The following is a 25909-nucleotide window of genomic DNA, read 5'->3' on the forward strand; positions in this document are numbered from 1 at the left end:
AGCGCGCTGGATGCGACCCGATCCGGATCCCCGTCCGACCCTCCTCGTCGCCGCGTCGACCTTCCCGGCCGAGGCCGGCGACGGCACGCCCGGCTTCGTCCTCGACCTCGCGACCGCCCTCTCGGACGAGTACCGCGTCGTCGTCGTCGCCCCGATGACGAAGGGCGCCCGCGCGCACCAGCGGATCGGTGACGTCGAGGTCCGTCGGTACGGGTACTTCCCGGCCCGGTGGCGCGACCTGGCGGACGGCGCGATCGTCGACAACCTCAAGGCGAAGAAGTCCCGCTGGCTCCAGGTCCCGTTCTTCTTCGGCTCGATGGCAGCCGCCCTCCGCCGGGAACGCCGGCGCTCGCAGCCCGACGTCGCCCTGCTGCACTGGATCATCCCGCAGGGTGCCGTCGGCCAGCTCGTGCTCGGTGACCTGCCCCGCGTGGTGACCACGCTGGGCGGCGACCTGTACGCCCTGCGCAACCCGGTCCTCCAGCGGGTCAAGCGCTCCGTGATCCGCAGCGCCGCGTCGGTCACCTGCATGAGCACGGACATGGCGCGCGAGCTCGGCAAGCTCGGCGCCCGCGACGACCAGGTGCACGTCGTGCCGATGGGCGTCGACCTCGAGCCGATCACCCGCGCGGTCGCGCGCGAGACCCGCGTCCCCGGCCGGGTGCTCTTCGTCGGCCGGCTCGTCGAGAAGAAGGGCGCGATCGTCCTGCTCGACGCCCTCGACCGGATGGCCGAGCAGCCGGCCGAGGTCGCCGTCGTCGGCGACGGTCCGCTCCGCGCGCAGCTCGAGGCCCGGGCCGGGTCCGCCGTCACGTTCCTCGGCGCCCGCGGCAAGGAGGACCTCGCGTCCGAGTACGCCAAGGCCCGCATCGCGCTCTACCCGTCCGTCCCCGCCGCGAACGGCGACCGCGACGGCCTGCCCGTCGCCCTGCTCGAGGCGATGTCCGCCGGGTGCGCGATCGTCGCGTCGGCCGTGCCCGGCATCGTCGACGTCATCGAGGACGGCGTGAACGGCCTGCTCGTCGAGCCCGGCGACGCCGCGGCGCTCGCTGCTGCCGTGGACCGCCTGCTCGCCGATCCCGAGCTCGCCGAGCGGCTCGGCCGTGCCGCGGCCGAGACCGCGGCCGCGCACACCGTGGACGCCGTCGGCGACCGGTACCGCGGACTGCTGGCGGCCGCGCGCCGCTGACGCGCGTCCCTGCAGGTCAGGAGGGGGCCCCACCAGCCGGTACCGGCGCACCGCGCCAGCGGGGTGACGGCCGTGTCTGGAGGGACGGTGCGGGCCCGCACCGCGCCTCCTGGACCGCATCAGGTCACCGCGAGAACGACGCGAGCTTCTGCTTGAGCTGCTGGTCGATGTACGGCTCCAGCGACTTCGCCCAGGTACCCGTGATGTGGCTCGTGTCGCGGTAGACGAGCACACCGCCGATCACGGCCGGGCAGGTGGTGTCCGTGCAGTAGTACTTCGTCAGGTCGAGCACGCTGCCCGTGCCTCCGGCGGCGGTGAACGCCGCCATCGCCTCGGCCGACGAGTCGGTCTGGGCGAGGGCCACGGACCGCGGGTTGTCGCAGGACGAGTCGGTCGGGCCGGTCATCCGGCTCACGCACGCGACGACGTCGCGTCGGGGGACCGGGTTGTCGCGGACCGCGATCACGGGGAGGTCGTCGCCGGCAGCCTGCTGCCAGGCGTCGAGGAGACCGGCGCGGGTGGCGTCGTCGCGCTGCTGGCCCTCGGGGGCGTCCACCGGCATCTGGGTCGTCGAGTGCGCGACGATCAGGGCGTCGGCGTCCCGGTGCTGCTCGACGAACGCGATCGCCTGCTGCTTCCAGCGGTCGCAGCCGCGACCCGAGGCGGGGCTCAGGGACTGCTGGTGCGCGGTCGTCAGGTAGCACCCGCCGATGCCGGCGAGGTCGATCCGCCAGTCGTTCTTCGCGGCCAGGTCGCGGTAGACGCCGAGCAGGGTGTTGCTGTGCGAGTCGCCGATGACGAGCAGGTGCTTCGAGTAGCCGGTGGTCTTGCCGAGCACGCAGGTCTCGAAGCGGCCGCTCCAGCACTTCTTGATGTTCGGGTCCGGCTCGTCGGGTGACGGGTTCGGGTCGTCCTCCTTGGCGGCGGACGGCGCCGGGACACGGACGTCGGCGAGCTTCGGGTCCACGCACGGCTTCGCTGCGCTGATCTGCGCCGCAGCCCCGAAGCACGAGACCTCGCCGTCCTGCAGGCGCTTCGTGAAGGTCGCGGCCTGGACCTCCTGGACGTGCACGGCGGTCAGCGTCGAGACGCCGAGCGCCGCGACGACCACGGTGCAGACGACTCCGAGGACGGCGACGCGACGCGGGCGCAGGGTGCGCACCCAGCCGGAGAACCGGAGCGGCTCCTCGAACCACACCGTCGTGACCGCCGCGAGGACGAGCGACACCACCAGGACCGCGAGCTTGCTCTTCCAACCGAGCGGGTGGTCGAGCCAGATCGGCACGATGACGACGAGCGGCCAGTGCCACAGGTACAGCGAGTACGAGACGCGCCCGACGAACGCGATGGGGCGGACCGCGCCGAGGAGCTCGAAGAGCGTGCCGGCACCGAACGTCACCATCAGTGTCGCGCCGACGACCGGGAGCGCAGCGGCGATGCCGGGGAACGGCGTCGTCGGGGTGATCACGACGAGCGAGGCGAGGAGCGCGAGCGCCCCGACGATCGCGGCGCCCGAGCGGACGGACCGGGCCACGACCGTGCGCGGTGCGGGGAGCGCGACGGTCGCCGCGAGCCCGCCGAGCGCGAACTCCCACGCGCGGGTGGCCGTCGAGAAGTAGGCGACGCCGGGGTTCGTGTTCGTCTGCACGATGCACCAGACGAGCGAGACCACGACGACCGTGCCGAGCAGGATCCGAGCCGTGGTGACGGGGGAGACCCGCTTCCGCACGACGAGCGTGAGCAGGAGCAGCAGGAGGGGCAGCGCGATGTAGAACTGCTCCTCGACCGAGAGCGACCAGAAGTGCTGGAACGGCGAGGCCTGGTTGTCGGCGTCGAGGTAGTCGACCGAACTGGCCGCCAGCTCCCAGTTCTGCGCGTAGACCGTCGAGGCGATGAGCTCGCGCCCGTACTGCGACCAGAGGGCGCTCGGGACGACGAGGAGCACCGCGGCGCCCGTCGCGAGGATCGTCAGGAACGCGCCGGGCAGCAGCCGCTTCGCCCGCCGGGACCAGAACTGCCCGAGTCGGATCCGCCCGGTGGAGAGCTGCTCGCGCAGCAGGTGGCCGGTGATGAGGTAGCCCGAGATGACGAAGAAGACGTCGACGCCGACGAACCCGCCGTGCAGCCGGTTCGGCCACAGGTGGTAGACGACGACGGCGAGGACTGCGAACGCCCGGAGCCCCTGGATGTCCCAGCGGGTGGTGTCCCGGGCGCGGTGTGCGGGTCCGCGCGGGTCCTCGGTTGCAGTGCTCACTGACGGAATCCTACGAGTTGTCGTGCGATCCTCGGAAACGGACGCGGCTTCGGGGACGTTCAGATCCGGGCGGCACGCAGGGCGTCGACGGTGTTGCGGACGCCCTGGCCGAAGTCGGTGAAGTCGCGGGCGTCCACGGTCGGCAGCACCCGGGAGGCGAACCGGAGGTCGAGGCCCTGGTAGGTCGCCGAGGGGTCGGCACCGTGGCGGACGTCGAGGGGTTCCCCGAAGGCGTCCTCGACCGCGGCGACGACCTCGGTGATGGTGGCGCTGCGGCCGGAGGCGAAGATCTTGGTGACGGCGGTGCCGGCGGCGGTCGACCGTTCGGTCGTGTCCACCGCGTCCAGCACCATCGCCGCCGCGTCGTCGATGTAGAGGTAGTCCCGCGTGGTCTCCGTCGGGACGTAGATCGACGACGGTCGGCCCTCGAGGTGCGCGAGCGCCAGCTGCGACACGAGCCCCTGCGCCTTGCCGAGGTTCGCCCCCGGCCCGTACAGGTTCGAGAACCGTCCGACGAGCAGGCGCGCACCGGTCGACTCGGCCCAGGTACGGAACCGCGCTTCGGACGCGAGCTTCGACCGGCCGTACGGCGCGAGCGGAGCCGGCTCGGAGTCCTCGTCGAACGGGGCCGGCGAGGAACCCGCGTAGACGGCACCCGCCGAGGACGCGAAGAAGAGCGTGCCTGGAGCGGCCTCGTCGCCCGCGAGGGTCTCGAGCACCCGCCCGATGAGCTGCTGCTCGGCCTCGAACACCTCCGCACCGGTCGCGACGACCCCCGTCCCGGCGCACCAGACGACGCGCCAGGGGGAGTCCGGCGTGCGGACGCCCCGGATCGCCGTCACGAGCGCCTCGACCGCGGCGTCCTGGTCGTCCCAGGGCACCGAGGCCGCGCGGACGTCGGTCCCCGGTGCCGCCTCGACCGCCGCACGACGGACCGCGCGCCCGAGGAAGCCTCCGGAGCCGACGACGAGCGTCGCCGGGGTCGACGAGGCCGTCACGCTGCGAAGACCCCGGCGGCCGTCGCCGCGTGCAACGCCTCGCGCCAGTCGCGCATCGGCGCCAGGCCCGCGCGGGACCAGCCGTCGTGCCCGAGCACGCTGTACGCCGGACGCGGTGCGGGACGCACGAAGGCGGCGCTGTCGGTCGGGAGGACGCGGTCCGGGTCGAGCCCGTTCTCGGCGAAGATCGCCTTGGTGAAGTCGTACCAGGACCCCTGGCCCGAGTTCGTGCCGTGGTAGATGCCAGCCGGGGCGTCCGCGTCGACGAGCTCGACGATGCGCGCCGCGAGGTCACCCGTCCACGTCGGCTGCCCGACCTGGTCGGTCACGACGGACACCGTGTCGTGCGTCTGCGCGAGCCGGAGCATCGTCGCCGCGAAGTTCGGCCCGTGCGCGCCGTAGATCCACGCGGTCCGCACGATGTACGACGAGTCCGGCGCGATCCGGCGCACGTGTGCCTCGCCCTCGGCCTTGGTCCGACCGTAGGCGTTCAGCGGGTCCGTCGGGGCGTCCTCGGCGTAGGGCGCGGTGCCGTTGCCGTCGAAGACGTAGTCCGTCGAGATCGTCACCAGCTTGGCGCCGTGCCGGACGGCCGCCTCGGCGAGGAGCCTCGGGCCCGTCGCGTTGACCGCTGCGGCGTCGGACTCGTGCGTCTCGGCATCGTCGACCTTGGTGTACGCGGCCGAGTTGATCACGACGTCGTGGCCGGCGACGGCGGCGTCGACCGCGTCGGGGTCCGTGATGTCGAGGTCGGCGCGACCGAGCGCGGTGACGTCACGACCCTGCAGCGCGAGCTGCAGGTCGCGACCGAGCATGCCGGCGGCGCCGGTGATCAGGGTGCGGGTCATCGTGACGTCCGGGCTCAGGCGAGCGCCGCGCGCTCCTTGAGGGGCTCCCACCACGCGCGGTTGTCGCGGTACCACTGGACGACGTCGGCGAGACCCTGCTCGAACGGCACCTGCGGCTCGTAGCCGAGCTCCGCCTGGATCTTCGAGATGTCGACCGAGTAGCGGAGGTCGTGGCCGAGGCGGTCGGCGACGCGGTCGACGTACGACCAGTCCTTGCCGGTCGCGTCGAGCAGCAGCTGGGTGAGCTCCTTGTTGGTGAGCTCGGTGCCGCCGCCGATGTTGTAGATCTCGCCCGCGCGGCCCTTGGTGAGCACCAGCGCGATGCCACGGGTGTGGTCGTCGACGTGCAGCCAGTCGCGGATGTTGTTGCCCTCGCCGTAGAGCGGGACGTGCTTGTCGTCGATGAGGTTCGTGACGAACAGCGGGATGACCTTCTCGGGGAAGTGGTACGGCCCGTAGTTGTTCGAGCAGCGCGTGATCGAGAGGTTCAGCCCGTGCGTGCGGTGGTAGCTGCGGGCGAGCAGGTCGCTGCCGGCCTTCGACGCCGAGTACGGCGAGTTCGGCTCGAGCGGACGCTCCTCGTCCCACGAGCCCTCGCTGATGGAGCCGTAGACCTCGTCGGTGGAGACGTGCACGAAGCGCTCGGTGCCGTGCCGGAGCGCGGCGTCGAGCAGACGCTGGGTGCCGACGACGTTCGTCTCGACGAAGATGCCGGAGTCGCGGACCGAGCGGTCGACGTGGGACTCGGCGGCGAAGTGCACGATGGCGTCGATGCCGGGGATGACCTCGTCGAGCTTGGCCGCGTCGCGGATGTCGCCCTGCACGAAGGTGTAGCGCGGCGAGTCCGCGACTGGGGCGAGGTTCTCGAGGTTGCCCGAGTAGGTCAGGGCGTCGTAGACGACGACCTCGGCGCCCTCGAGTCCGGGGTACGCGTCCTGCAGGGTGCGACGGACGAAGTTCGAGCCGATGAAGCCGGCTCCGCCGGTGACGAGGATCTTCACGAGGTCAGGTTCCTTTTCGGAGTCGGTGACGTTGGATCGATGGACGAGTGTAGCGGGGCGTCCCGGAGCAGCAGGTTCCGGCGGGCCTCGACGAGCGCCCAGATCACCGCGACGGCGGCGAGGAGCAGCACCACGACGAAGCCGTACCGGCCGGCGGGCGTCAGGTTCACGAGTCGACCGAGACCGGCGACCGTGACCTGCAGGTGGGTGTTCTCGTAGAAGCCGCGGTAGGCGACCGTCAGGCCGTAGAGCCCGATCACGGGGAAGCCCCAGAGCGCGAAGGAACCGACGCGGCCGCGCTCCGGTGCGCTCGTCACGAGGTTCCGCCACGCGATCGCGCTGACGGCGATGAGCGGGACGAGCCCGATGAACAGGTAGCGGCCCTGTGCGCCGGCGATGAGCTGCGTGTCGTCGTACGAGGAGAAGTTGTTCTGCAGCTGGATCACGAGCGTCAGCGCCGGCAGGACGAGCAGCACGATCGCCGTGGTGCGCTGCGCCGTGCGTCGGAACGCCCACCCGACGATCACGGCGAGGGCGATGACGGTCAGGGAGTCCGTGAGGATCTGCGTCATCGGGTAGCGGAGCGCACCGAACTGCCCCCAGAACGACGAGGTGAGGCGGTCCCACTCGACGTTCATGAACTCGCCGAAGTTGGCGCTCGTCTCGCGGCCCCACGGCTTGTCCTGGCGGACGGCACTCACGCCGTCGGGCTGGAGCGTGCCGAAGAGGACCAGGTTGCGGATCCACCACCATGAGCCGGCCGCGGCGACGATCGCGCCGGCGACGGCGGTCCGGCCGATGCGGGCGCCCCACGACAGGGTCCCGTGGCCGGCGACGAGCAGGGCGATCGCGACGAACGGCACCGTCGGCAGCCCGGTGCCCTTCACCGAGCAGACCGCGGCGACGGCCACCCCGAGCCACACGGCGATGCGCCACCGGTGGTCGCCGGTGAGGGCCCGGGCGGCGAGCCACGAGATCACGGCACCGAGCACGATGACGGGCGCGTCGTTCGTGACGGACGAGCCGATCTGCGCCAGCTGCGGCACGGCGAACAGGGCGAGGACGCCCACGATCGCGGTGCGCGGGGAGCGGGTGACCCGCCGGACGGTCGCCCACGTCAGGAACGGCAGCGGGAGCAGCATCACGACGTCCATCAGGCGCAAGGCCATGACGCCGATGTCCCAGCGCAGGTGGAAGAACCCGATCGCCTTGAGCACGACCGCACCGACGCCGTAGTACGTCGGCGGGTGCTGCGACATCTGGTTGACGAAGTCGTGGTTGCCCGGGTTCTCCGCCGTGAGCTGTGCGACGGTCTCGCGGTCCGCCGCGGCGACGTTCGTGGACTGCCCCTGCTCGACGTACGTCGTCTTGAGCAGGTCCATGTCGCCCGGCGCCGGCCACCCCTTGCCGAGCGCGAGCTGTTCGGCGGCGTCGAAGTGCGCTGCCTCGTCCGGGGCCGCGAACATCGGCGTCAGGAAGGCCCACAGCGTGAGCAGCAGCGCGAACGCAGCCGTCAGTGCGATGACGGCGCGTCGTTCCCCCCGGGTCACCGGCAGTGCGGCGGTGACCTCAGTCGCCATAGCGCTGGAGTTTCTGCAGGTCGAGCTGTTCCTCGGCCAGCGTGCGGTTGAGCCGCGTGAGGTCGGCGACGACGCCGATCACGATGCTGAGCACCGCGGTGATGAGCAGCACCACCCCGAGGATGATCGACTGCAGGTGGTTGCCGCCGGTGTGCATCGCGAGGAGCACCAGGTACCGGACGAGCGGCCACGCCCCGAGCGCGCCGAGGATCGCCGCGACCCAGAGGAAGAGCGCCATCGGGCGGTACATCAGGTACACGCGGGCGATCGCCGACCCGGACTGGAACATGTGCTGCCAGATGTTCTTGAACAGGCGGGACTCGCGCGTCTTCGGGTTCGTCGTGATCGGGATCGACGCGATCGCCAGGCGCTTGTACCCGGCCTGCACGATCGTCTCCATGCAGTAGCTGAAGCGCGTCACGATGTTGAGGCGGATGAGCGAGTACTTCGAGTACGCGCGGAACCCGCTCGCGGCGTCCGGCAGGTCGAGGCCCGCCGCGCGCGAGGCGACCCACGAGCCGAAGCGCTGCATGAGCTTCTTGAACCCGGAGAAGTGCTCGATCGTCCGGGTCTGGCGGTCGCCGATCACGATCTCGGCTTCCTTGCGGAGGATCGGCTGGACCAGCTCGGCGATGTGCGCCTGCGGGTACTGGTTGTCACCGTCGGTGTTCACGACGATGTCGGCACCGTGGAGCAGCGCGTAGTCGACGCCGTCCCGGAACGACCGGGCGAGGCCCATGTTCGTGGTGTGGTGCACGAAGTGCCGGACACCGTGCTCCTTGGCGACCTCGACCGTGCGGTCGGTGCTGCCGTCGTTGATGACCAGGATCTCGATCTCGTCGATGCCGTCGATCTGCTTCGGGATCGAGTCGATGACGCTGGCGAGGGTGTTCTCCTCGTTGAGGCAGGGGATCTGGACGAATAGCTTCACGGGCTCGCTTGGTCTCGTTTCGGGAGTCGGCAGTGCGCAGAACCATGACAGCCTATGCGAACTCGCGCCTTGCTAGGCTTCCCCGGTGCAGATCCGCGAACTGAAGATCCCCGGCGCGTGGGAGTTCACGCCCGTCCAGCACGGCGACGCACGAGGAGCATTCCTCGAGGCGTACCGGGCCGACGTCCTCGAGGAGACGGTCGGCCACCCGCTCGACCTGCGGCAGGTGAACATGTCGATCTCGGCGGCCGGCGTCGCACGGGGCATCCACTACGCCCTCGTCGCGCCGAGCCAGGCGAAGTACGTCACGGCCGTCCGCGGGGCGTTCATCGACTACATCGTCGACATCCGCGTGGGCTCCCCGACGTTCGGGCAGTGGGACTCGGTCCGCATCGACGACGTCGACCGCAAGGCGGTGTACCTGTCCGAGGGGCTCGGGCACGCGATCGTCGCGCTCGAGGACCAGTCGACGGTGAACTACCTGGTCAGCGCGCACTACAACCCGGAGCGCGAGAAGGGGATCACGATCCTCGACCCGACCGTGGGGCTCACCCTGCCGGACGGGCTCGGCGAGCCGGTCCTCTCCGAGAAGGACACCAGCGCACCGACCCTCGAGCAGGCTGCCGCCGCAGGGCTGCTCCCCACCTACGAGGAGTGCTTGGCCTACACCGAGTCCCTCCGTACGACGAAGTAACGAAGCAAAGGACGCACCCGTGAAGGGCATCATCCTCGCCGGGGGTTCCGGCACCCGTCTCTGGCCGATCACCAAGGGCATCAGCAAGCAGCTCATGCCGATCTACGACAAGCCGATGGTCTACTACCCGCTGTCGACGCTGATGATGGCCGGCATCCGCGAGGTGCTGGTCATCACGACGCCGGAGTACAACGACCAGTTCCGCGCGCTCCTCGGCGACGGCTCGGCCCTCGGCATGGACATCCAGTACGCCGTGCAGCCGAGCCCGGACGGCCTCGCGCAGGCCTTCGTCATCGGCGAGGACTTCATCGGCGACGACAGCGTCGCGCTGGTCCTCGGCGACAACATCTTCCACGGCACGGGCCTCGGCACGAACCTCCGCAAGAACACCGAGGTCGAGGGCGCGACGATCTTCGCGTACCACGTGGCCGACCCGAAGGCGTACGGCGTCGTCGAGTTCGACGACAGCTTCACCGCGGTCTCCATCGAGGAGAAGCCGACCGAGCCGAAGTCGAACTACGCCGTCCCCGGCCTGTACTTCTACGACAACAAGGTCATCGAGATCGCGAAGACGATCGAGCCGAGCGCCCGCGGGGAGCTCGAGATCTCGACCGTCAACGAGCGCTACCTCGACGCCGGCGAGCTCGGCGTGCAGGTCCTCGACCGCGGCACGGCCTGGCTCGACACCGGCACGTTCGAGTCGATGATGCAGGCGTCCGAGTACGTCAAGGTGATCGAGGACCGTCAGGGCTTCAAGATCGGCTGCATCGAGGAGATCGCCTGGCGCAACGGCTGGATCGACGACGCACAGCTCGCCGACCTCGCCGCCCCGCTCGTCAAGGGCGGCTACGGCGTCTACCTCCAGCGACTCCTCTCCGCCTAGTCATCCCCGTGGCGCCCGGCTCTGGTTGGTTCGGTCGACGCCGCCGTCGTGACGCGACGCCCTCCGGCCCCGATGCGGTCCAGGAGGCGCGACACCCGTCCGCGACGGCGGCGCCGCCCGAGCGGGTGGCCGGGTTCGACGGCCCGGCGCAGGTCCGGCAGACCGGCGTCACCGTACTCCTCGTCAGCCGGTCCGACCGGCACGACCGGTTGCCGGCAATGGTCACCGCTGCCCGGACCGCCTTCGGTCCCGAGGTGGACGTCCGTGCCGTGGCCTACGTCGCGGACGTCTCCCCGGTCCTGCCGTCGCCCCGGGGTGTGCCGTGGGTGCGGCCGGACGCCGTCGACGGCATCGGATCGGCCGTGAACGCCGGGGTCGCCGGTGGGGTGCGGGGCGTGCTCGTCGTGGTGGACTCGACGGTGGGCGTCACCGACCAGGACCTCCAGGTGCTCGCCGAGGCCGGTGCGCACGGTGTGGCGCAGGCCCGGGTATGGCTCGCCGACGGCTCCGCACGCCACGGGGCCCGGCTCCTCCGGCCCGGGGCGCTGCCCTGGAGCGACGACACCGCGTCGGTCGTCCCCGGCGACGACGGACTCCGGTCGACGATCCTCACCGCACGCGACACCGCAGCCGCTGCGACCGTCTTCGCCGCGGACCAACCCGCACTGGCGATGCCCGGGCGTGCGCTGGTACCGGCACCGTGCCTCCCGGACGAACGCACCACGCTGTCGGCCTGGAGCCGCGCGGTCGCGGACCGCACCGGTCGTGACGTCGCGCTCGTCTGGGCGCTCGAGCGCTCGGACGAGGCGGGGCGCACCGTCGACGCGGCGACCGTCGACGCCGTCTCGGCGTGGCGTGACCGCGCCGTCGACGGGACCGGCTCGGTCGTTGCCGGGCCACCGGTGCCGCCGTGGGGCGCTCGGCCGGTGACGCCCGCGGCCCCGACGGGGTCGGCCACCGAGCAGCTCGCGTGGTCGCTGAAGATCGCCGCGCCCGCCGGACCCGAGGGCGACGGCTGGGGTGACGTGCACTTCGCGGCCGAGCTCGCCGCCGCGCTCGAGCGCCTCGGACAGCGGGTCCGCGTCGACCGCCGGGACGCCCACGTGCGGGACGACGACGGCGCGGACGACGTCACGCTCGTCGTGCGCGGGCTCGACCGGGTGCCGCCGAACCCGGCCTCCGTGAACCTGCTCTGGGTGATCAGCCACCCGGACGACGTCGCGGACACCGAACTGCGGTCGTTCGACCGGGCGTTCGCGGCGGGTCCGGCATGGGCCGCCGCGGCGAGCGCGCGGTCGGGCGTGCCGGTCCGGACGCTGCTGCAGGCGACCGATCCGGCGGTGTTCCGCCCGGGCGCGTCGTCCGGGCCCGACGCCGGCCGCGTCGTCTTCGTCGGCTCCACCCGCGGCGCCGCTCGCCCCGTCGTCGCGGACGCGGTCGCACTCGGTGCCGACCTGCGCGTGCACGGGCCCGGGTGGGAGGACGTCGTGCCGGAGTCGTCCCTCGGGGCGCCGTCGTTGTCCCGGGCCGAGGCGGCCCGTGCCTACGCGTCCGCCCGTGTCGTGCTGAACGACCACTGGCCGGACATGGCCGCCGGGGGGTTCGTGTCGAACCGGGTGTTCGACGTCCTGGCCGCCGGGGGAGTCGTGGTGACCGACCCCGTCGTCGGGCTCGGCGAGGTGCTCGACGTGCCGACGCTGGCGGTGGCGGCGTCGCGGGAGGACCTCGCGGCGCTGCTCGACCCGGCGTACCCGTGGCCCGCCGAGGCCTCGCGTGCCGAGGTGGCCGCGCGCATCGCCGCCGAGCACTCCTTCGATGCCCGTGCCCGCGTGCTGCTCGACGCCGCGCGCGCCGAGCGCGCGCGCCTGCGGCGCTGAGCGCGCCGCGCGGGGCGCGCCTGCGGCGCTGAGCGCGCCGCCGGCTGCGCGGCCGCGGCGTCGAACCACGTTCGCGACGTCGAACCAGGCCGCGCGCCCGGTTCGACGTCGGATTCGTGGTTCGACGCGGGCGCGGGCGCGCGCCGCTGCGCGTCTGCGCCGCCGCACAACCAAAGCCGCGCCGAACCGCGGGAAGGCGCGGCGCGAAGTGCTTTTGGTTGTGCGCAGCGCAGCGCCGCGCGCCGCGCGCCGCCGCGCCGCGCGGCGCGCGCTACTTGCGTGTCACCCAGCGCGCCCGGACGGCGAGCCCGACGCGCAGCACCGCCCGCAGGGGCCACAGCCACCACGCCCGGTACTTCCGCGACAGGAACCGGTAGGCGCTCCGGTGGTGCTCGATCTCCATGCGGCGCCGGTTCGACGAGGTCGAGTGCGCCCCGGTGTGCGTGACCACGGCGGTCGGCACGTACACGTTCGCCCGCCCGGCGAGCCCCACGCGCTGCCCGAGGTCGACGTCCTCGAAGTACATGAAGTACGACTCGTCGAAGCCCCCGAGCTCGCGGAACAACGACGTCCGGATGAGGAAGCACGCGCCGGACAGCCAGCCGGCCTCGCGCTCGACGACCTGGGTGGTGGACCAGTACCGCTGGCTCCAGGGGTTCGCCGGCCAGAAGCGCGAGAACGCCGCGTGGCCGAGGCCGGTCCGGAGCGACGGGAGCTGGCGCGCCGAGGGGTAGGTGTCGCCCTGCTCGTCGAGGATCCGCGGACCGAACGACCCGCCGGACGGCAGCCGGTCGGCGGCGGCCACGAGCTCGTCGATGGAACCGGGTGCGAGGACGACGTCGGGGTTCGTGACGAGCAGGAACTCCGGCCGGACGTCGGGGAGCACGTCGTCGAGCGCGCTGAGGGCCGCGTCGATCCCGCCGCCGTAGCCACGGTTGCCCCCGGAGGAGACCACGACGGCGCCGTACGACTCGCCGATCGCCCGCAGTGCGTCGAGGTCGGCCGAGCCGTTGTCCGCGATCACCACGGCCACGGGTTCACTGGACGCCACCTCGATGCTCGCGAGGAACGGTCGGATCGTCTCACCGGTGTTGTACGTGACGGTGAGCACCGCGACCCGGGTCATCGGACACCCCCGGAGCCGCCACGAGCGACGGCGGCGTACGCGTCGACGTGCACGGCGGCCGTGGCCTCCCACGTGAACGAGGAGGCCCGGCGGAGTGCGGCCGCCCGGTGCGACGCGACGAGCGCGGGGTCGTCGAGCAGCGAGGCCATCGCCGCCCCCAACGCCGACGTGTCGGGCTCGGTGTACACGGCGGCGTCACCCCCGACCTCGGGCAGCGACAGGCGCCTGGTGGTGAGCACGCACGCGCCGGTCGCCATCGCCTCGACCACCGGCAGGCCGAAGCCCTCGCCGAGGGACGGGTACACGACGAACTCCGCGCCGCCGAGGAAGCCGGAGAGGTCCTCGAGCGGGAGGTACCCGGCCTCGATGACGTGGTCGGCGTCCTGCAGCGCGTCGAGCCGGGCGATCGCGGCCTCGTCCCAGCCTCGGGCACCGGAGAGCACCAGCCAGGGCGTGTCCGACCCCGTGACCGCGCGGGCGTCGCGGACCGCGGCGTAGGCGTCGAGCAGCGCGGTGACGTTCTTGCGCGGTTCGATCGTGCCGAGGAACGCGATCCAGGACGCATCGTCGGGGAGCGTCGCGGCGATGCGGGCGTCCTCGACCTCGGCGGTGGACGGCTCGTGGAACACGGTCCGGTCGACCCCGAGCGGTGCGACCCGGACGTCCGCACGGATGCCGGACACCACGCGTGCGGCCTCGGTCGCGGTGGCGGCGCTCGGCACGATGACGACCGGACGGGTCCGGAGCGATCGGCGGCTCCACCAGGTGAAGAACGTGCGCTTCAGGCGGGAGTGCCACTCGGGGTTCGAGAAGAACGTGGCGTCGTGCAGCGTCACCACGGAGCCGCGGCGCCACGAGAACGGGAACGTGTAGTGCGGGGAGTGCAGCACCGCCGCGCCGATCCGCCGGCCGAGTGCCGGCAGCCCGGTCTGCTCCCAGAGGAAACGCAGCGGCACGGAGTCGGTCCACGCGGGTGCCGTGTGCAGCGTCACGTGCGGTGCGACGGCGCGGAAGTGCGCGGCGTGCGTGGGCCGGACGACGAGGTGCACGTCGAGCGACGGGTCGGTGAGGTGCGACGCGACCCCCTCGACGTAGCGTCCGACACCGCCGAGGTTGCGCGGTACCGCGGTCCCGTCGATGAGGACGGTGAGCTGCGGCACGCGAGGTTCCTTCCGGCCGGGGACGCCGCGGCCGGGACCGTCGACGGGGGAGTCCCCAGGATAGCCCGCTCCGCTCATGCGTCCGGGTCCACGGCGCTCCGCGAGACGGACGCGACCCGCGTCTCACGGAGCCGCCGCGCGAGGTGCGCGGAGAGGTGCCCCGTCACGTCGGCCAGTGCTGCCAGGACGAGCCGCGCCTCCCGTCGGGTGCGACCGGAACGCAGTCCGACCAGGCCGCGCGCGATCGTCCGGACCGCAGCCCGCAGGACCGTCGGCCACGGCGCGTGCCACAGGGCGACGACCAGCCGGTTGCGGGCGTTGCGGAAGACGAACAGGTCGCTCTGCACGCCGGACGACGCCGAGTGGTCGTGCACGACGACCGCGTCGGCCGCGTACTCGACGCGCCACCCGCGGCGGCGGAGCCGCCAGGCGAGCTCGGTGTCCTCGTAGTACATGAACAGCGACTCGTCGAGGAGTCCGACGTCGTCGAGCGCGGCCTTCCGGAGCGCGGAGGCGCCGCCCGAGAACCCGAACACGTCGCGGTCCGCCGCCTGGTCGGCCGCGCCGAACCAGTCGCGGTCCATGCCGTTGCCGTCGCGGTCGACCCGCACGCCGGTCGAGTTGAGGCGGACCTCGCCGTCGGCGTCGGGCACCCACAGGTGGCCGGTGTGGTCGCGCAACGCCCGTCCGGCGGGGGCCGGGGCACCGGCCTGGAGGCGCGACCAGCGCCCGGCGAGCACGATGCGGCCCGTCACGGCCGCCACGGCCGCAGGGGCGGCGTCGAGGTGGTCGCGGAGGGCCGCGACGAAGCCCGGAGCCGGCTCGGCGTCGTTGTTGAGGAGGACGACGACGTCGGCGTCCGCGTGCCGGATGCCCGTGTTCGCGCCCGCGGCGAACCCGCCGTTGGTGTCGCGGACCAGCACCGTCGCCTCGGGCAGCTCGCGGCGGAGCACGGCGACGGAGTCGTCCGACGACCCGTTGTCGACCACGATGACCTGGTCGGCCGCGCCGTCGTCGAGCACGGCGCGGGCGGCCTGGGTCGTGAGGTCCGCACGGTTCCAGTTGACGACGACGACCGCGGTGCGGGAGGCGCCGTCGGTGGGCGTCAGCCGAGCTCCTCGATGGAGGGCTTCGCGTAGACGCTGCCGACGGCGTCGCCGAACGACGGGACCTCGAACGAGTCGCACTCCGGCAGGTCGTGCAGGTGCCGCCCGGCGGAGTCCATCATCGACACGTTGATGAAGTACTTGCCGGTGCCGAAGTTCGTGTCCGTGATCCGGAGGCGGAGCTTCCGGCGCCCGTGCAGCGGCTGGAGCGTGACGCCCATGATGCCGGTGGTGGTGCCGTAGACGACCTGACCGGCGGTGTTGTTGATCTGGACGGCGGCCTCCCAGTCGGCGACGCCGTCGAGGTGCTCGAACTCCATGTCCACGACGAGGTCGTCACCGGGCAGAACGTCGGCGCGGTGCTCCTTGCCGTCGGCGTGCACGGTCGCCCCGAGGACGGTGCCGCGGCCCACGGCGACGTCGGCGCTGAGCTCGCCGGACCGGCGCTCCTCGAGCACGTCACGGAACTTGCTGACCGCCTGGACGGCGTCCCCGTCGTGCAGGACCTTGCCCTTGTTGAGCAGCACGACCCGGTCGCACATCTCCTGCACCTGGCTGAGCGAGTGCGTGACGATGATGATCGTCTTGCCCTGCTCCTGGAACGAGCGGATGCGGTCGAGGCACTTGCGCTGGAACGCCTCGTCGCCGACGGCGAGGACCTCGTCGACGAGCAGCACGTCGGGGTCGGTGTGCACGGCCACGGCGAACGCGAGTCGCACGTACATGCCCGAGCTGTAGAACTTCACCTGGGTGTCGATGAAGTCGCCGATGCCGGAGAACGCGAGGATGTCGTCGAACCGCGCCTCGGTCTCCTTGCGGCTCAGACCGAGCAGCGCCGCGTTGAGGTAGACGTTCTCGCGGCCGGACAGGTCCGGGTGGAAGCCGGCGCCGAGCTCGAGCAGTGCGGCCAGCCGCCCCCGGCGCGAGACGGTGCCGGACGTCGGCTGGATGATGCCGCCGATGGCCTTGAGCAGCGTCGACTTGCCGGAGCCGTTCTGGCCGATCAGCCCGACGGTGGTCCCGGCCTGGATCGACACGGTGACGTCGTCGAGCGCCCAGAAGTCCTGGCGGTGCTTGCGACCGGCGCGGCCGAGCGTGACGATCCGCTCGCGGATGGTGTTGTCCTTGCGGACGGTGAAGCGCTTCCGGACGTGGTCGATGACGATGACGTCGGGGCGCTCGTCGCCGCGCTGCTGGGCGGTGGGTGCGACGGGGGTGCTGATGGCCATGGGTCTAGAGCTCCTGCGCGAAGTTGCCCTGCAGACGCGAGAACACGCGCTGCGCGCCGATGAGGCAGAACAGGCCGATGACGAACGCGATGCCGAGTCGGAGCATGAGGTGGTCGGGGTAGACGACCTTCGCCGGGTCGTGCAGCCAGATGGCGTTCTGCATGCCGAGGACGGACAGCGTGAGGGGGTTGTTCGTGTACACCGCGAGGATCCAGTCGACCTTCAGCCGCTGGACCACCATCGAGTACGAGTAGACGATGGGGGACGCCCAGAGCAGGACCATGAGGCCCACGTCGATGAGGAACTGCACGTCGCGCAGGTAGACGTTGAGGGCCGCGAGCACGAGCCCGATCGCGGCGCCGTACACGAGGATGACGAGCAGCGAGGGGATCAGGTAGACGAGTCCCTCGTGCCAGGGGAACACCCCGATGACGAGGGTCGCGGCGATGAGGATGGCGAACTGGATGACGTAGTTCACGAGCGCGGCACCGACGCTCGCGAGCGGGAAGACCTCGCGCGGGACGTAGACCTTCTTGATGAGCCCGCTGTTGCCCACGATCGAGCTGGTGGAACCGGCGACGATCTCGCTGAAGAGCGTGTAGGCGCTGAGGCCGGTGAAGACGTAGATCGCGAAGTTGTCGATGCCCTTGGCCGCGCCGAGGATCTGCCCCATCACGAAGTAGTAGATGAGGAGCTGGGTCAGCGGGCGCACCAGCGTCCACACGAACCCGAGCGCCGAGTCCTTGTACCGCGCCTTGAGGTCGCGGCGCACGAGCATGCCGAGCATCTCGCGCTGCCGGAAGACGTCGCGCAGTTCTCGCCAGGTTCCTCGGATGGCACTCGTCGGAGCGCCGACCACGACCAGGGGCTCCTTCGCGAGCGCGGCCATGCGGGCTTGATCGACCATGTGTCTCTTCGTTCGTGGGGGCAGGACCGGAACAGCATACTCACCGCATCACCCAGGACGCCGGTGCGCGCTGCGGACCGGGCGACACCTGTCGTCCGCCCCCGTGCGGGGGTGAATGTGCGCGGATTGAACCCTCAACCTTCACTTTGGGGTTACCGTTGACGCAACCCGGACCCTTGTCAACATCCACAGGACGGCCCGTCAGCATGCACTTCGCGTCACGGCCGATCGCTGCGTTCGCGGTGGTCGGTGTTCTCAGTCTCCTCGCGGCGGGTTGTTCCGCCACGAGTGACGACGACCCCACCGCGTCGCCCACGCGGTCCGCCGCACCGACTCCGACCGCGTCGGCGACCGCGACGTCCGGCCCCTCGTCGACCCCGTCGCCGAGCAGCTCCGACGACGCGGACGACAGCCCCTCGGCGTTCCCGGGCTCCGGCCAGACGACCGAGCCCGACGACGACCCGTCGGACTTCCCGGCCACCGCCGTCGTCACGTACGCCGGGTGGGACACGGGCAGCCGGACGCTCCAGGCCGGTGGACTCGTGTCCGGCACGACGAACACGTCGGGCACGTGCACGTTCACCGCGACGAAGAGCGGTGTCACCCGGACCCTGACCAGCACGGCGGAGGCGAGCGCGTCCTCCGTGAACTGCGCGCAGGTGTCCTTCCCGGCGGCCCAGGTGTCCAGCGGCACCTGGTCCGTCACCCTCGACTACCGGGTCGGCGCACAGTCGACCACGTCCGACCCGATGACGACGGAGGTGCCGTGATGCGATCCATCCGAACCGACGGGCGACGACGCCCGCTGCGGTCGTCCCTCGCCCTCGTGGCCGCCCTCGCGGTCGCCGTGAGCGGCCTGACCTTCGGCACGGTGCTGTCCGAGCAGACGACGACGGAGTCCGCCTCGGCCGCGACCGCCGCGTCGTTCGACCCGGGCAACATCATCAGCGACGTGAACTTCTACAACGGGTCGGCGATGAGCTCGTCGTCGGTGCAGTCGTTCCTCAACAGCGTCGCGCCGAACTGCAAGCAGGCATCGGGCGGCCCGGCGTGCCTCAAGAACTTCTCGCAGAACATGAGCGGCATCGCCGCCGTGTCCGGTCGGTGCTCCGCGATCAACGGCGGCGTGAAGTCGGCGGCCACGGTCATCGCGCAGGTCGGCGCCGCGTGCGGCATCAGCCAGAAGGTCCTGCTCGTGCTCCTGCAGAAGGAGCAGGGCATCGTCACGACGAACAGCCCGACGAGCTACATGTACCTGCACGCCACCGGCTTCGCGTGCCCGGACACCGCGCCGTGCGACCCGAAGTACTACGGCTTCGGCCAGCAGGTGTACGCCGCCGCGCTGCAGTTCAAGCGCTACCAGGCCTCGCCGACGTCCTGGGCGTACCAGGCCGGCCGCAACAACTCGATCCTCTACAACCCGAACGCCGCGTGCGGTCGGAAGACGGTCTACATCAAGAACCAGGCGACCGCCGGGCTCTACATCTACACGCCGTACACCCCGAACGCCGCCGCGATGTCGAACCTCTACGGCACGGGTGACGGCTGCTCGGCGTACGGCAATCGGAACTTCTGGCGCATGTACACCGACTGGTTCGGCTCGCCCACCGGTGGCAGCTCGCCCGCCGGGCACGTCGACTCCGCGACCGCCGGGTTCCGCCAGGTCACGGTGGGTGGCTGGGCGTACGACCCCGACGTCGCGACGAGCCCGATCCGGGTGGCGTTCTACGTGGACGGCGTCGGCAAGAAGACCATCACGGCAGACGGGGCGCGTTCCGACCTGGGCAGCCAGCTCGGCGCCGGCAACACCAGCCACGGGTTCTCGACGACCCTCACCGGGATCTCCGGCGGCAGCCACAACGTCTGCGTGTTCGGCATCAACCAGGGCGCCGGTGCCAACGCACTGCTCGGCTGCCAGCAGGTGACCGTCCGGACCGGGGCGCCGTTCGGCAAGCTCGACCAGGCCACCCTCGCGGCGGACAAGCTGAGCGTCCGCGGCTGGGCGATCGACCCGGACACGAAGTCCTCGATCCCCGTGCAGCTCCGCGTGGACGGCGTGGCGAAGAAGGCCTGGACCGCCAGCGCCTCGCGCACCGACGTCGGGAAGATCTACCCGGGCTGGGGCGACGCGCACGGCTACTCGGCGACGATCAGCGGCATCGGTGCCGGGAAGCACACGATCAGCACGTGGGCGAAGGACACCTCCACGGGCAAGTGGACGCAGCTCGGGGCGAAGACCGTGACGAAGGCGAGCGGTTCGCCGTGGATCGTCATCGACGAGGCATCGTCGACCGCACCGGGCAAGCTCAAGATCCGCGGCTGGACGGCCGACCCGGACACGATCGCGCCGCTGCGCGTCCACCTGTACCTGGACGGCAAGGCCCTGACCTCGTTCACGGCCGACCAGACCAAGGCGGGCCTCGACAAGGCGCTGCCCGGCTACGGTGACGACCACGCGATCCTGTTCACCCGCAGCAGCGTCCCGGCCGGGAAGCACCAGCTCTGCATCATCGCGATCAACGTGGGACCCGGCGGCAACAGCAACGTCTGCACGACGTTCCAGACGCCGACCGGCCCGCCCAAGGTGAAGATCGAGTCCGGTTCGTCGCCGACGCTCGGCTCGCTGCAGGTCAGCGGCTACGCGGTCGACCCCGACACGGTGCAGCCGATCGGCGTGACGTACACGGTCGACGGCAAGAAGGTCACCACCGGCACGGCCGACCAGGCCAGCGCCACCGCGGCGAAGGCGTACCCCGGGTACTACTCGAAGCACGGCTTCCAGGCCACGCTCACCGGCATCGGCCCGGGCAAGCACACCGTGTGCGTCGTCGGGACGAACGTCGGGGGCGGGAAGGACGCCAGCGCCTGCAGCACGGTCGCGATGACCTCCGGCAACCCGGTCCTGCTGCTCGACGAGGTCTCCTCGCCCGCGGCCGGCCAGGTCAAGGTGCGCGGCTGGACGATCGACCCGGACACCGCGTCCCCGATCCAGGTGCACGTGTACGTGAACGGCGCCGGCGCGAAGTCGCTCACCGCGAACGAGGCGAAGGCGTCGCTCGCCACCACCTACGGCGGGTACGGCGCGAACCACTCGTTCTCGACGACCGTGTCCGGCTACAGGGCGGGCAGCACGCAGGTCTGCGTCTACGCGATGAACACCGGCGCGGGAGCGAACACCACGCTGTGCCGGACGATCACGGTGAAGTAGTGCGCTGACGGTCTGACGGACCACGATGCGAGACGGGAGGCGCCCCACCAGCCGGTGGGGCGCCTCCCGTCTCGTCCGTGGTCGGCTCAGCCGCGTCCGGTACCGCGGCGCACGGCGCGCGCCAGACCGCCGAAACGGTGCAGCAGGCGGTACTCGGCCGACCGGGTGAGCTCGTCGTACCGCAGGGCGATCGTGTCGCGCTCCTCCTCCGCACGCCGACGCGCGGCGTCGAACGACGCCACCGCCTGCTCGGCCACGACGAGCCGCTCGTTGATGTCGCGGACGCCCTGCAGGTGCACGTCGCGCTCGAGCTCGGCGACCCGCAGGACCTCGCGCTCGTTCGTCGCCCAGCGGAGGAACGGGGACCGGCTGCCGGTCCGGGACCGCGCGTGCTCGATCGCCGCCTCGAGGACCGGGCGCACCTGCTCCGCACGCGCCGCGAAGGAGTGTCGCTCGACCACGACGGCGCGCAGCCGTTCGACCAGCGCCGTCCGCTCGTCGGCGGGCATCGCGAGCGCCCGCTCGAGCGACGCGGCGTCCTCGAACACGGGGACCTCGCCGAGGCCGAGCTCGTCGAGTCCGAGCGCGCAGTCCGTCACGGGGAGCGCCCCGGACGCGAGCGACTCGTAGAGGCGGGAGTTCAACGTGCCGTACTCGGCGGCGGGCGCGATGACGTCGTCGACGACGAAGGCCGCCGACCGGTAGACCTCGGGGAGCGCGAAGTAGGGGACCATCGGCCGCAGCTCGACGCCGGGGGACGGGTCGACGTGCTCGGCGTTCGCGGCGAACCAGACGATCGGCTCGGCCGGACGGACGTCGTCGAGGACGTCCTGCACGTGGCGGCGGACGCCCCAGAAGTTCACGGTCGCCACCGCACGGTCGCTCCGCGGGGTACCCGGGTCGGTCGTGAAGAGCTCGAGGTCGACGCCGATCGGCACGACCTCGACCGGGCCGTCGTAGTGCGCGGCGACGGCGTCGCGCGCGGTGCTCGACGACGTCCAGATCGCCTCGAACTCGTCGAGGTACGGCAGGGCCGCCCACTTCGCCGTCCAGTTGCGCACCCAGGCCACGAGGGCGGTGGACGGCGGCACCCGGCCCGGCACGAAGGACTCGATCATCACGACCACGACGGCGGTGTCGTCCGGGACCGGGTCGGCCCAGCGGGTGATCGGCCACATCGCGACGCCCCACCCGGCGTCCCGCAGTGCCCGGGCCAGCCCGAGCGCGACGTAGAGGTCGCCCTTGCCCTCGGCCGGGTCGTCCGTCGACACCGCGAACCGGACGGTCCCGCGCGGCCCCTCGGCGTGGTCGCCCGCGGCGATCGCGGCGTAGTCCGCGGCGAGGGGGGAAGACGTGGGAGCGGTCGGGATGCTGGTCGCGGTCACCGAGCCATTCTGCACGAATCGGCGCTGATCTCAGGGGAGCGCGGGCGCGCGCCTTGTAGGGTGTCATCGGCCGTCGGCACCCCGCGGCCGACCCGTCGACCCGCGCCAGGTGCGCGGCAGCTGCTGGAGGAACCGCGTGACAGAGCGCAAGCCGGGAGTCGTGTCCGTCATCCTCGTGAACTACAAGGGCACGGACGACACCCTGACGAGCATCGCGGAGCTCCGCAAGCAGGACTGGCCGCAGGACCGGCTCGAGGTCATCGTCGTCGAGAACGGTTCCGGCCCCGAGCACCTCGGTCGGCTGAAGGCGTCGGAGCTGGACTTCACGCTCGTCGACGCCGGTGCGAACCTCGGCTTCACGGGCGGCTGCAACCTCGGCGTCGAGAAGTCCTCCGGCGAGATCGTGGCGTTCCTCAACAACGACGCCCGACCCGACACCGGCTGGGTGCGCGAGGCCATGGCGACGTTCGCCTCCGGCGCGGACATCGGCGCCGTGGCGTCGAAGGTCCTCGACTGGGAAGGCGTCAACGTCGACTTCACCGAGGCCGCGATGACCTGGTACGGCATGGGCTACAAGCCGTTCGCGGGCTCGCCGGACACCGGGCGCTGGGAGTCCGAGACCGACGTGCTGTTCGGCACCGGCGCGGCGATGTTCATCCGTGCGGAGCTCTTCGAGCAGCTCGACGGCTTCGACGACCGCTACTTCATGTTCTACGAGGACGTCGACCTCGGCTGGCGGCTCAACCTGCTCGGCTGGCGCTTCCGGTACCAGCCGAAGTCCGTCGCGTTCCACAAGCACCACGCGTCGATGAACAAGTTCGGCGACTTCCGCGAGACCTACCTGCTCGAGCGGAACGCCCTCTTCACGCTCTACAAGAACCTCGGTGACGAGCAGCTCGCAGCGGCCCTGCCCGGGTCGCTCGCGCTCGTCGTCCGTCGCGCCGTCGGTCGTGGCGAACTCGACTCGACCGAGCTCGACCTCCGCAACCCCGGCGACGACAGCGTCCCGACGATCCCCGTGCCGAAGACGGCGATGGCGGGCATCTACGGCGTCGACCAGTTCGTCGAGCAGCTGCCGTCGATGACCGAGTCGCGTCGGCAGATCCAGGCGACCCGCGTGCGCAGCGACCGCGAGCTCCTGCGCCTCTTCGGCAACCGCGACGAGCCCGCGTACCCGATCGAGAACTACCTGGCCGGCTACGACAAGATCGTGCACTCCCTCGGCGTGCTCGAGGCCGGCACCCGGCGTCGGATCCTCATCATCACGGGCGACTCCATCGGCGAGAAGATGGCCGGTCCGGCGATCCGTGCGACCCAGATGGCGAAGCAGCTCGCCGGCGAGCACGACGTCCGGGTCATCAGCCTCACGCGCTCGTTGCAGATCGACCCCTCGTACGAGGTCGTCACCGTGCCGCACCGCCACCCGCGCCAGATGGTCGAGCACGAGGCCTGGGCCGACGTCATCATCGTGCAGGGCCACGCCCTCCGCCTGTTCCCGGTGCTCGAGTCGACGAGCAAGATCCTCGTCGTCGATGTCTACGACCCGCTGCACCTCGAGCAGCTCGAGCAGGGCCGCAGCGACGACGTCGACCAGTGGAACCGGCAGATCCTCGACGCGTCGGACACCCTGAACCACCAGCTCGAACTCGGCGACTACTTCATCTGCGCCTCCGAGCGGCAGCGCATGTTCTGGCTCGGCCAGCTCGCCGGCTCGGGCCGTGTGAACGCCCGGACGTACTCGCGCGACCCCGACCTCCGCTCGCTCATCGGCGTCGTGCCGTTCGGCCTGTCGTCGACGCCGCCGGTGCACGACCAGCAGCGGGTCAAGGGCGTCGTCCCCGGCATCGGCAAGAACGACAAGCTCGTCGTCTGGGGCGGCGGCATCTACGACTGGTTCGACCCGATCACGCTCGTCCGCGCCATCGGCCGGCTCGCCGCGAAGAAGCCGAGCGTCAAGCTCTTCTTCATGGGTGTGCAGCACCCGAACCCGGACGTGCCCGAGATGGACATCGTCGCCAAGGTGCGCGCCGAGGCCGATGCGCTCGGGCTGACCGGCACGAACGTGTTCTTCAACGACGCGTGGATCCCGTACGAGGAACGCGGCGCCTACCTGCTCGAGGCCGACGCCGGCGTCTCGACGCACTACGAGCACCTCGAGACCACGTTCTCGTTCCGCACCCGCATCCTCGACTACCTGTGGGCGCGTCTGCCGATCGTCACGACCGCCGGTGACTCCTTCGGTGACCTCGTCGCCGAGGAGAAGCTCGGCATCGCCGTGCACGAGCAGGACATCGACGGCCTGGCCGCAGCGCTCGAGACGGCGCTCTTCGACAAGAAGGCCCGTGCCGAGTTCATCGGCAACGTCGACCGCGTGCGCGAGCAGTTCACGTGGGAGAACGTCCTCGCCCCGCTCGTCGAGTTCTGCCGGAACCCGATCCGCGCGGCCGACAAGAGCGTCCGCGACACCTCGTCGACGATCCAGCCGCACGCCATGCGCGTGCGCGTCCCGGACCGCAAGAAGCTCTACGGCGTCCGTCACGACCTCGGTCGCGCCGTGCACTACTTCCGGACCGAGGGCCCGCGGAGCGTCGCGGGGAAGATCAAGCGTCGGCTGCAGAACCGGTGACCGCGGGCGCCACGGCGCTCGTCATCGTCCCGACCTACAACGAGGCCGAGAACGTCCGCACGATCGCCGCAGCCGTCCTGAGCGCGCTGCCGGACGCACACCTGCTCGTCGTCGACGACGCCAGCCCCGACGGTACGGCTGACCTCGTGCGGCAGCTCGCCGCCACGGACGACCGGGTGCACCTGCTCGAACGCTCCGGCAAGCTCGGCCTCGGGACGGCCTACGTCGCCGGCTTCCGGTGGGGGCTCGAGCGCGGGTACCCGCTGCTCGTCGAGATGGACGCGGACGGCTCGCACCCGGCCGACCGGCTCCCGGCACTCGTGGCCGCGGTCGACGGCGCCGACGACGTGATGCTCGCGATCGGGTCGCGGTGGGTCCCCGGGGGATCGGTGGTCGACTGGCCGCTCCACCGCGAGGTCCTCAGCCGCGGCGCGAACACCTACGCCCGGTTCGTGCTCGGGATCGGCGTGCGGGACGTCACCGCGGGCTTCCGGGTCTACCGCGCCGACGCGATCGCCCGGATGGACCTCGACTCGATCGACTCGAAGGGGTACTGCTTCCAGGTCGACATGACGTTGCGGGTGGACGACCTCGGCGGCCGCATCGTCGAGGTCCCGATCCGGTTCCGCGACCGCGTGCACGGCGTCTCGAAGATGAGTCGGTCGATCGTGCTCGAGGCGATGCTCCGCACCACCCAGTGGGGCCTGCAGCGGCGCTTCGGTCGCCGACGCGGCGCACGTCGCTGACGCGACCCACGTCGCCGACGCGACCCGAGTACAGACGGGAGGCGCGGTGCCCCCCGGCCCCCCCCCCCCCCCCCCCGGGGGGGGGGGGGCGCGGGGGGGGGCCGGCCCCGACGCGACGACACTCACAACCCCCCGGGTTGCCCTCTACCACCGCAAAGGGT

The 25909-nt window shown here is 71.5% G+C and carries 20 protein-coding genes; 8 read left to right on the forward strand and 12 right to left on the reverse strand.

The annotated features are described in order from the left end of the window. Positions 1–10: 10 nt before the first annotated feature. Complete coding sequence (locus tag ACIPEP_RS05225; protein ID WP_402716673.1) at positions 11–1189, forward strand: glycosyltransferase; 1179 nt, start codon at positions 11–13, stop codon at positions 1187–1189. A gap of 124 nt (positions 1190–1313) precedes the next feature. On the opposite strand, the gene ACIPEP_RS05230 is transcribed toward ACIPEP_RS05225, so the two are convergent. Genes ACIPEP_RS05230 through ACIPEP_RS05255 form a run of 6 tightly spaced genes read right to left on the reverse strand, consistent with a single transcriptional unit; the run spans position 1314 to position 8801 of the window. Beyond that, entirely contained in the window at positions 1314–3443 is a 2130-nt protein-coding gene (locus ACIPEP_RS05230) for an acyltransferase family protein (RefSeq protein ID WP_402716674.1), read from the reverse strand. Between the two features lie 59 nt (positions 3444–3502). Further along, positions 3503–4441, reverse strand: coding sequence for an NAD-dependent epimerase/dehydratase family protein (locus ACIPEP_RS05235; protein WP_402716675.1), 939 nt, complete (start codon positions 4439–4441; stop codon positions 3503–3505). Then, positions 4438–5289, reverse strand: coding sequence for a dTDP-4-dehydrorhamnose reductase (gene rfbD, locus ACIPEP_RS05240; RefSeq protein WP_309779936.1), 852 nt, complete (start codon positions 5287–5289; stop codon positions 4438–4440). The genes ACIPEP_RS05235 and rfbD overlap by 4 nt, the downstream gene beginning before the upstream one ends. Before the next feature lie 14 nt (positions 5290–5303). Further along, the gene (gene rfbB, locus ACIPEP_RS05245; RefSeq protein WP_070418472.1) at positions 5304–6290 is read right to left on the reverse strand and encodes a dTDP-glucose 4,6-dehydratase; all 987 of its coding nucleotides are present in this window, start codon (positions 6288–6290) and stop codon (positions 5304–5306) included. Continuing rightward, entirely contained in the window at positions 6287–7870 is a 1584-nt protein-coding gene (locus ACIPEP_RS05250; protein WP_402716676.1) for an ArnT family glycosyltransferase, read from the reverse strand. Before ACIPEP_RS05250 ends, rfbB begins: the two co-directional genes overlap by 4 nt. Continuing rightward, entirely contained in the window at positions 7860–8801 is a 942-nt protein-coding gene (locus ACIPEP_RS05255) for a glycosyltransferase family 2 protein (protein WP_070418474.1), read from the reverse strand. Before ACIPEP_RS05255 ends, ACIPEP_RS05250 begins: the two co-directional genes overlap by 11 nt. An 85-nt stretch (positions 8802–8886) precedes the next feature. On the opposite strand from ACIPEP_RS05255, the gene ACIPEP_RS05260 reads away from it, so the two are divergent. Genes ACIPEP_RS05260 through ACIPEP_RS05270 form a run of 3 tightly spaced genes read left to right on the forward strand, consistent with a single transcriptional unit; the run spans position 8887 to position 12255 of the window. Next, positions 8887–9495: a dTDP-4-dehydrorhamnose 3,5-epimerase family protein gene (locus tag ACIPEP_RS05260; RefSeq protein ID WP_070418475.1), complete on the forward strand. Its 609-nt coding sequence runs from the start codon at positions 8887–8889 to the stop codon at positions 9493–9495. A 19-nt stretch (positions 9496–9514) separates the two neighbouring features. Then, positions 9515–10378, forward strand: coding sequence for a glucose-1-phosphate thymidylyltransferase RfbA (gene rfbA / locus ACIPEP_RS05265; protein WP_071295765.1), 864 nt, complete (start codon positions 9515–9517; stop codon positions 10376–10378). Between the two features lie 8 nt (positions 10379–10386). Next, positions 10387–12255: a glycosyltransferase gene (locus ACIPEP_RS05270; protein WP_402716677.1), complete on the forward strand. Its 1869-nt coding sequence runs from the start codon at positions 10387–10389 to the stop codon at positions 12253–12255. Between the two features lie 271 nt (positions 12256–12526). On the opposite strand, the gene ACIPEP_RS05275 is transcribed toward ACIPEP_RS05270, so the two are convergent. From ACIPEP_RS05275 to ACIPEP_RS05295, 5 genes are all read right to left on the reverse strand, one after another. Beyond that, a complete protein-coding gene (locus tag ACIPEP_RS05275; protein ID WP_402716678.1) occupies positions 12527–13381 on the reverse strand; it encodes a glycosyltransferase family 2 protein in 855 nt (284 codons plus the stop codon). Next, the gene (locus tag ACIPEP_RS05280) at positions 13378–14541 is read right to left on the reverse strand and encodes a glycosyltransferase family 4 protein (protein WP_402716679.1); all 1164 of its coding nucleotides are present in this window, start codon (positions 14539–14541) and stop codon (positions 13378–13380) included. Before ACIPEP_RS05280 ends, ACIPEP_RS05275 begins: the two co-directional genes overlap by 4 nt. A 74-nt stretch (positions 14542–14615) precedes the next feature. Continuing rightward, positions 14616–15728, reverse strand: a complete 1113-nt coding sequence (locus ACIPEP_RS05285) for a glycosyltransferase family 2 protein (RefSeq protein WP_402716680.1) — start codon at positions 15726–15728, stop codon at positions 14616–14618. Further along, positions 15647–16876: an ABC transporter ATP-binding protein gene (locus ACIPEP_RS05290; RefSeq protein ID WP_070418481.1), complete on the reverse strand. Its 1230-nt coding sequence runs from the start codon at positions 16874–16876 to the stop codon at positions 15647–15649. The genes ACIPEP_RS05285 and ACIPEP_RS05290 overlap by 82 nt, the downstream gene beginning before the upstream one ends. A gap of 4 nt (positions 16877–16880) precedes the next feature. Next, positions 16881–17783 carry an ABC transporter permease gene (locus ACIPEP_RS05295; protein ID WP_070418482.1) on the reverse strand — a complete coding sequence of 301 codons (903 nt, stop codon included), beginning with the start codon at positions 17781–17783 and terminating at the stop codon, positions 16881–16883. 206 nt (positions 17784–17989) lie between these two features. Between ACIPEP_RS05295 and ACIPEP_RS05300 the strand changes: the two genes are divergently transcribed. Then, positions 17990–18553: a hypothetical protein gene (locus ACIPEP_RS05300; protein ID WP_402716681.1), complete on the forward strand. Its 564-nt coding sequence runs from the start codon at positions 17990–17992 to the stop codon at positions 18551–18553. Next, on the forward strand, positions 18553–20991 hold the full coding sequence (locus ACIPEP_RS05305) for a hypothetical protein (protein ID WP_071303789.1): 2439 nt from the start codon (positions 18553–18555) through the stop codon (positions 20989–20991). Before ACIPEP_RS05300 ends, ACIPEP_RS05305 begins: the two co-directional genes overlap by 1 nt. 86 nt (positions 20992–21077) lie before the next feature. Here the strand turns inward: ACIPEP_RS05305 and ACIPEP_RS05310 are convergent, their stop codons facing one another. Continuing rightward, positions 21078–22376, reverse strand: a complete 1299-nt coding sequence (locus ACIPEP_RS05310) for a glycosyltransferase (protein WP_092386509.1) — start codon at positions 22374–22376, stop codon at positions 21078–21080. A 136-nt stretch (positions 22377–22512) separates the two neighbouring features. Between ACIPEP_RS05310 and ACIPEP_RS05315 the strand changes: the two genes are divergently transcribed. After that, on the forward strand, positions 22513–25002 hold the full coding sequence (locus tag ACIPEP_RS05315) for a glycosyltransferase (protein WP_402716682.1): 2490 nt from the start codon (positions 22513–22515) through the stop codon (positions 25000–25002). Further along, a complete protein-coding gene (locus ACIPEP_RS05320; RefSeq protein ID WP_402716683.1) occupies positions 24999–25748 on the forward strand; it encodes a polyprenol monophosphomannose synthase in 750 nt (249 codons plus the stop codon). The genes ACIPEP_RS05315 and ACIPEP_RS05320 overlap by 4 nt, the downstream gene beginning before the upstream one ends. The last annotated feature ends 161 nt before the right edge of the window (positions 25749–25909 follow it).

The organism is Curtobacterium sp. NPDC087082 (assembly GCF_044745045.1).
Lineage (GTDB): Bacteria > Actinomycetota > Actinomycetes > Actinomycetales > Microbacteriaceae > Curtobacterium.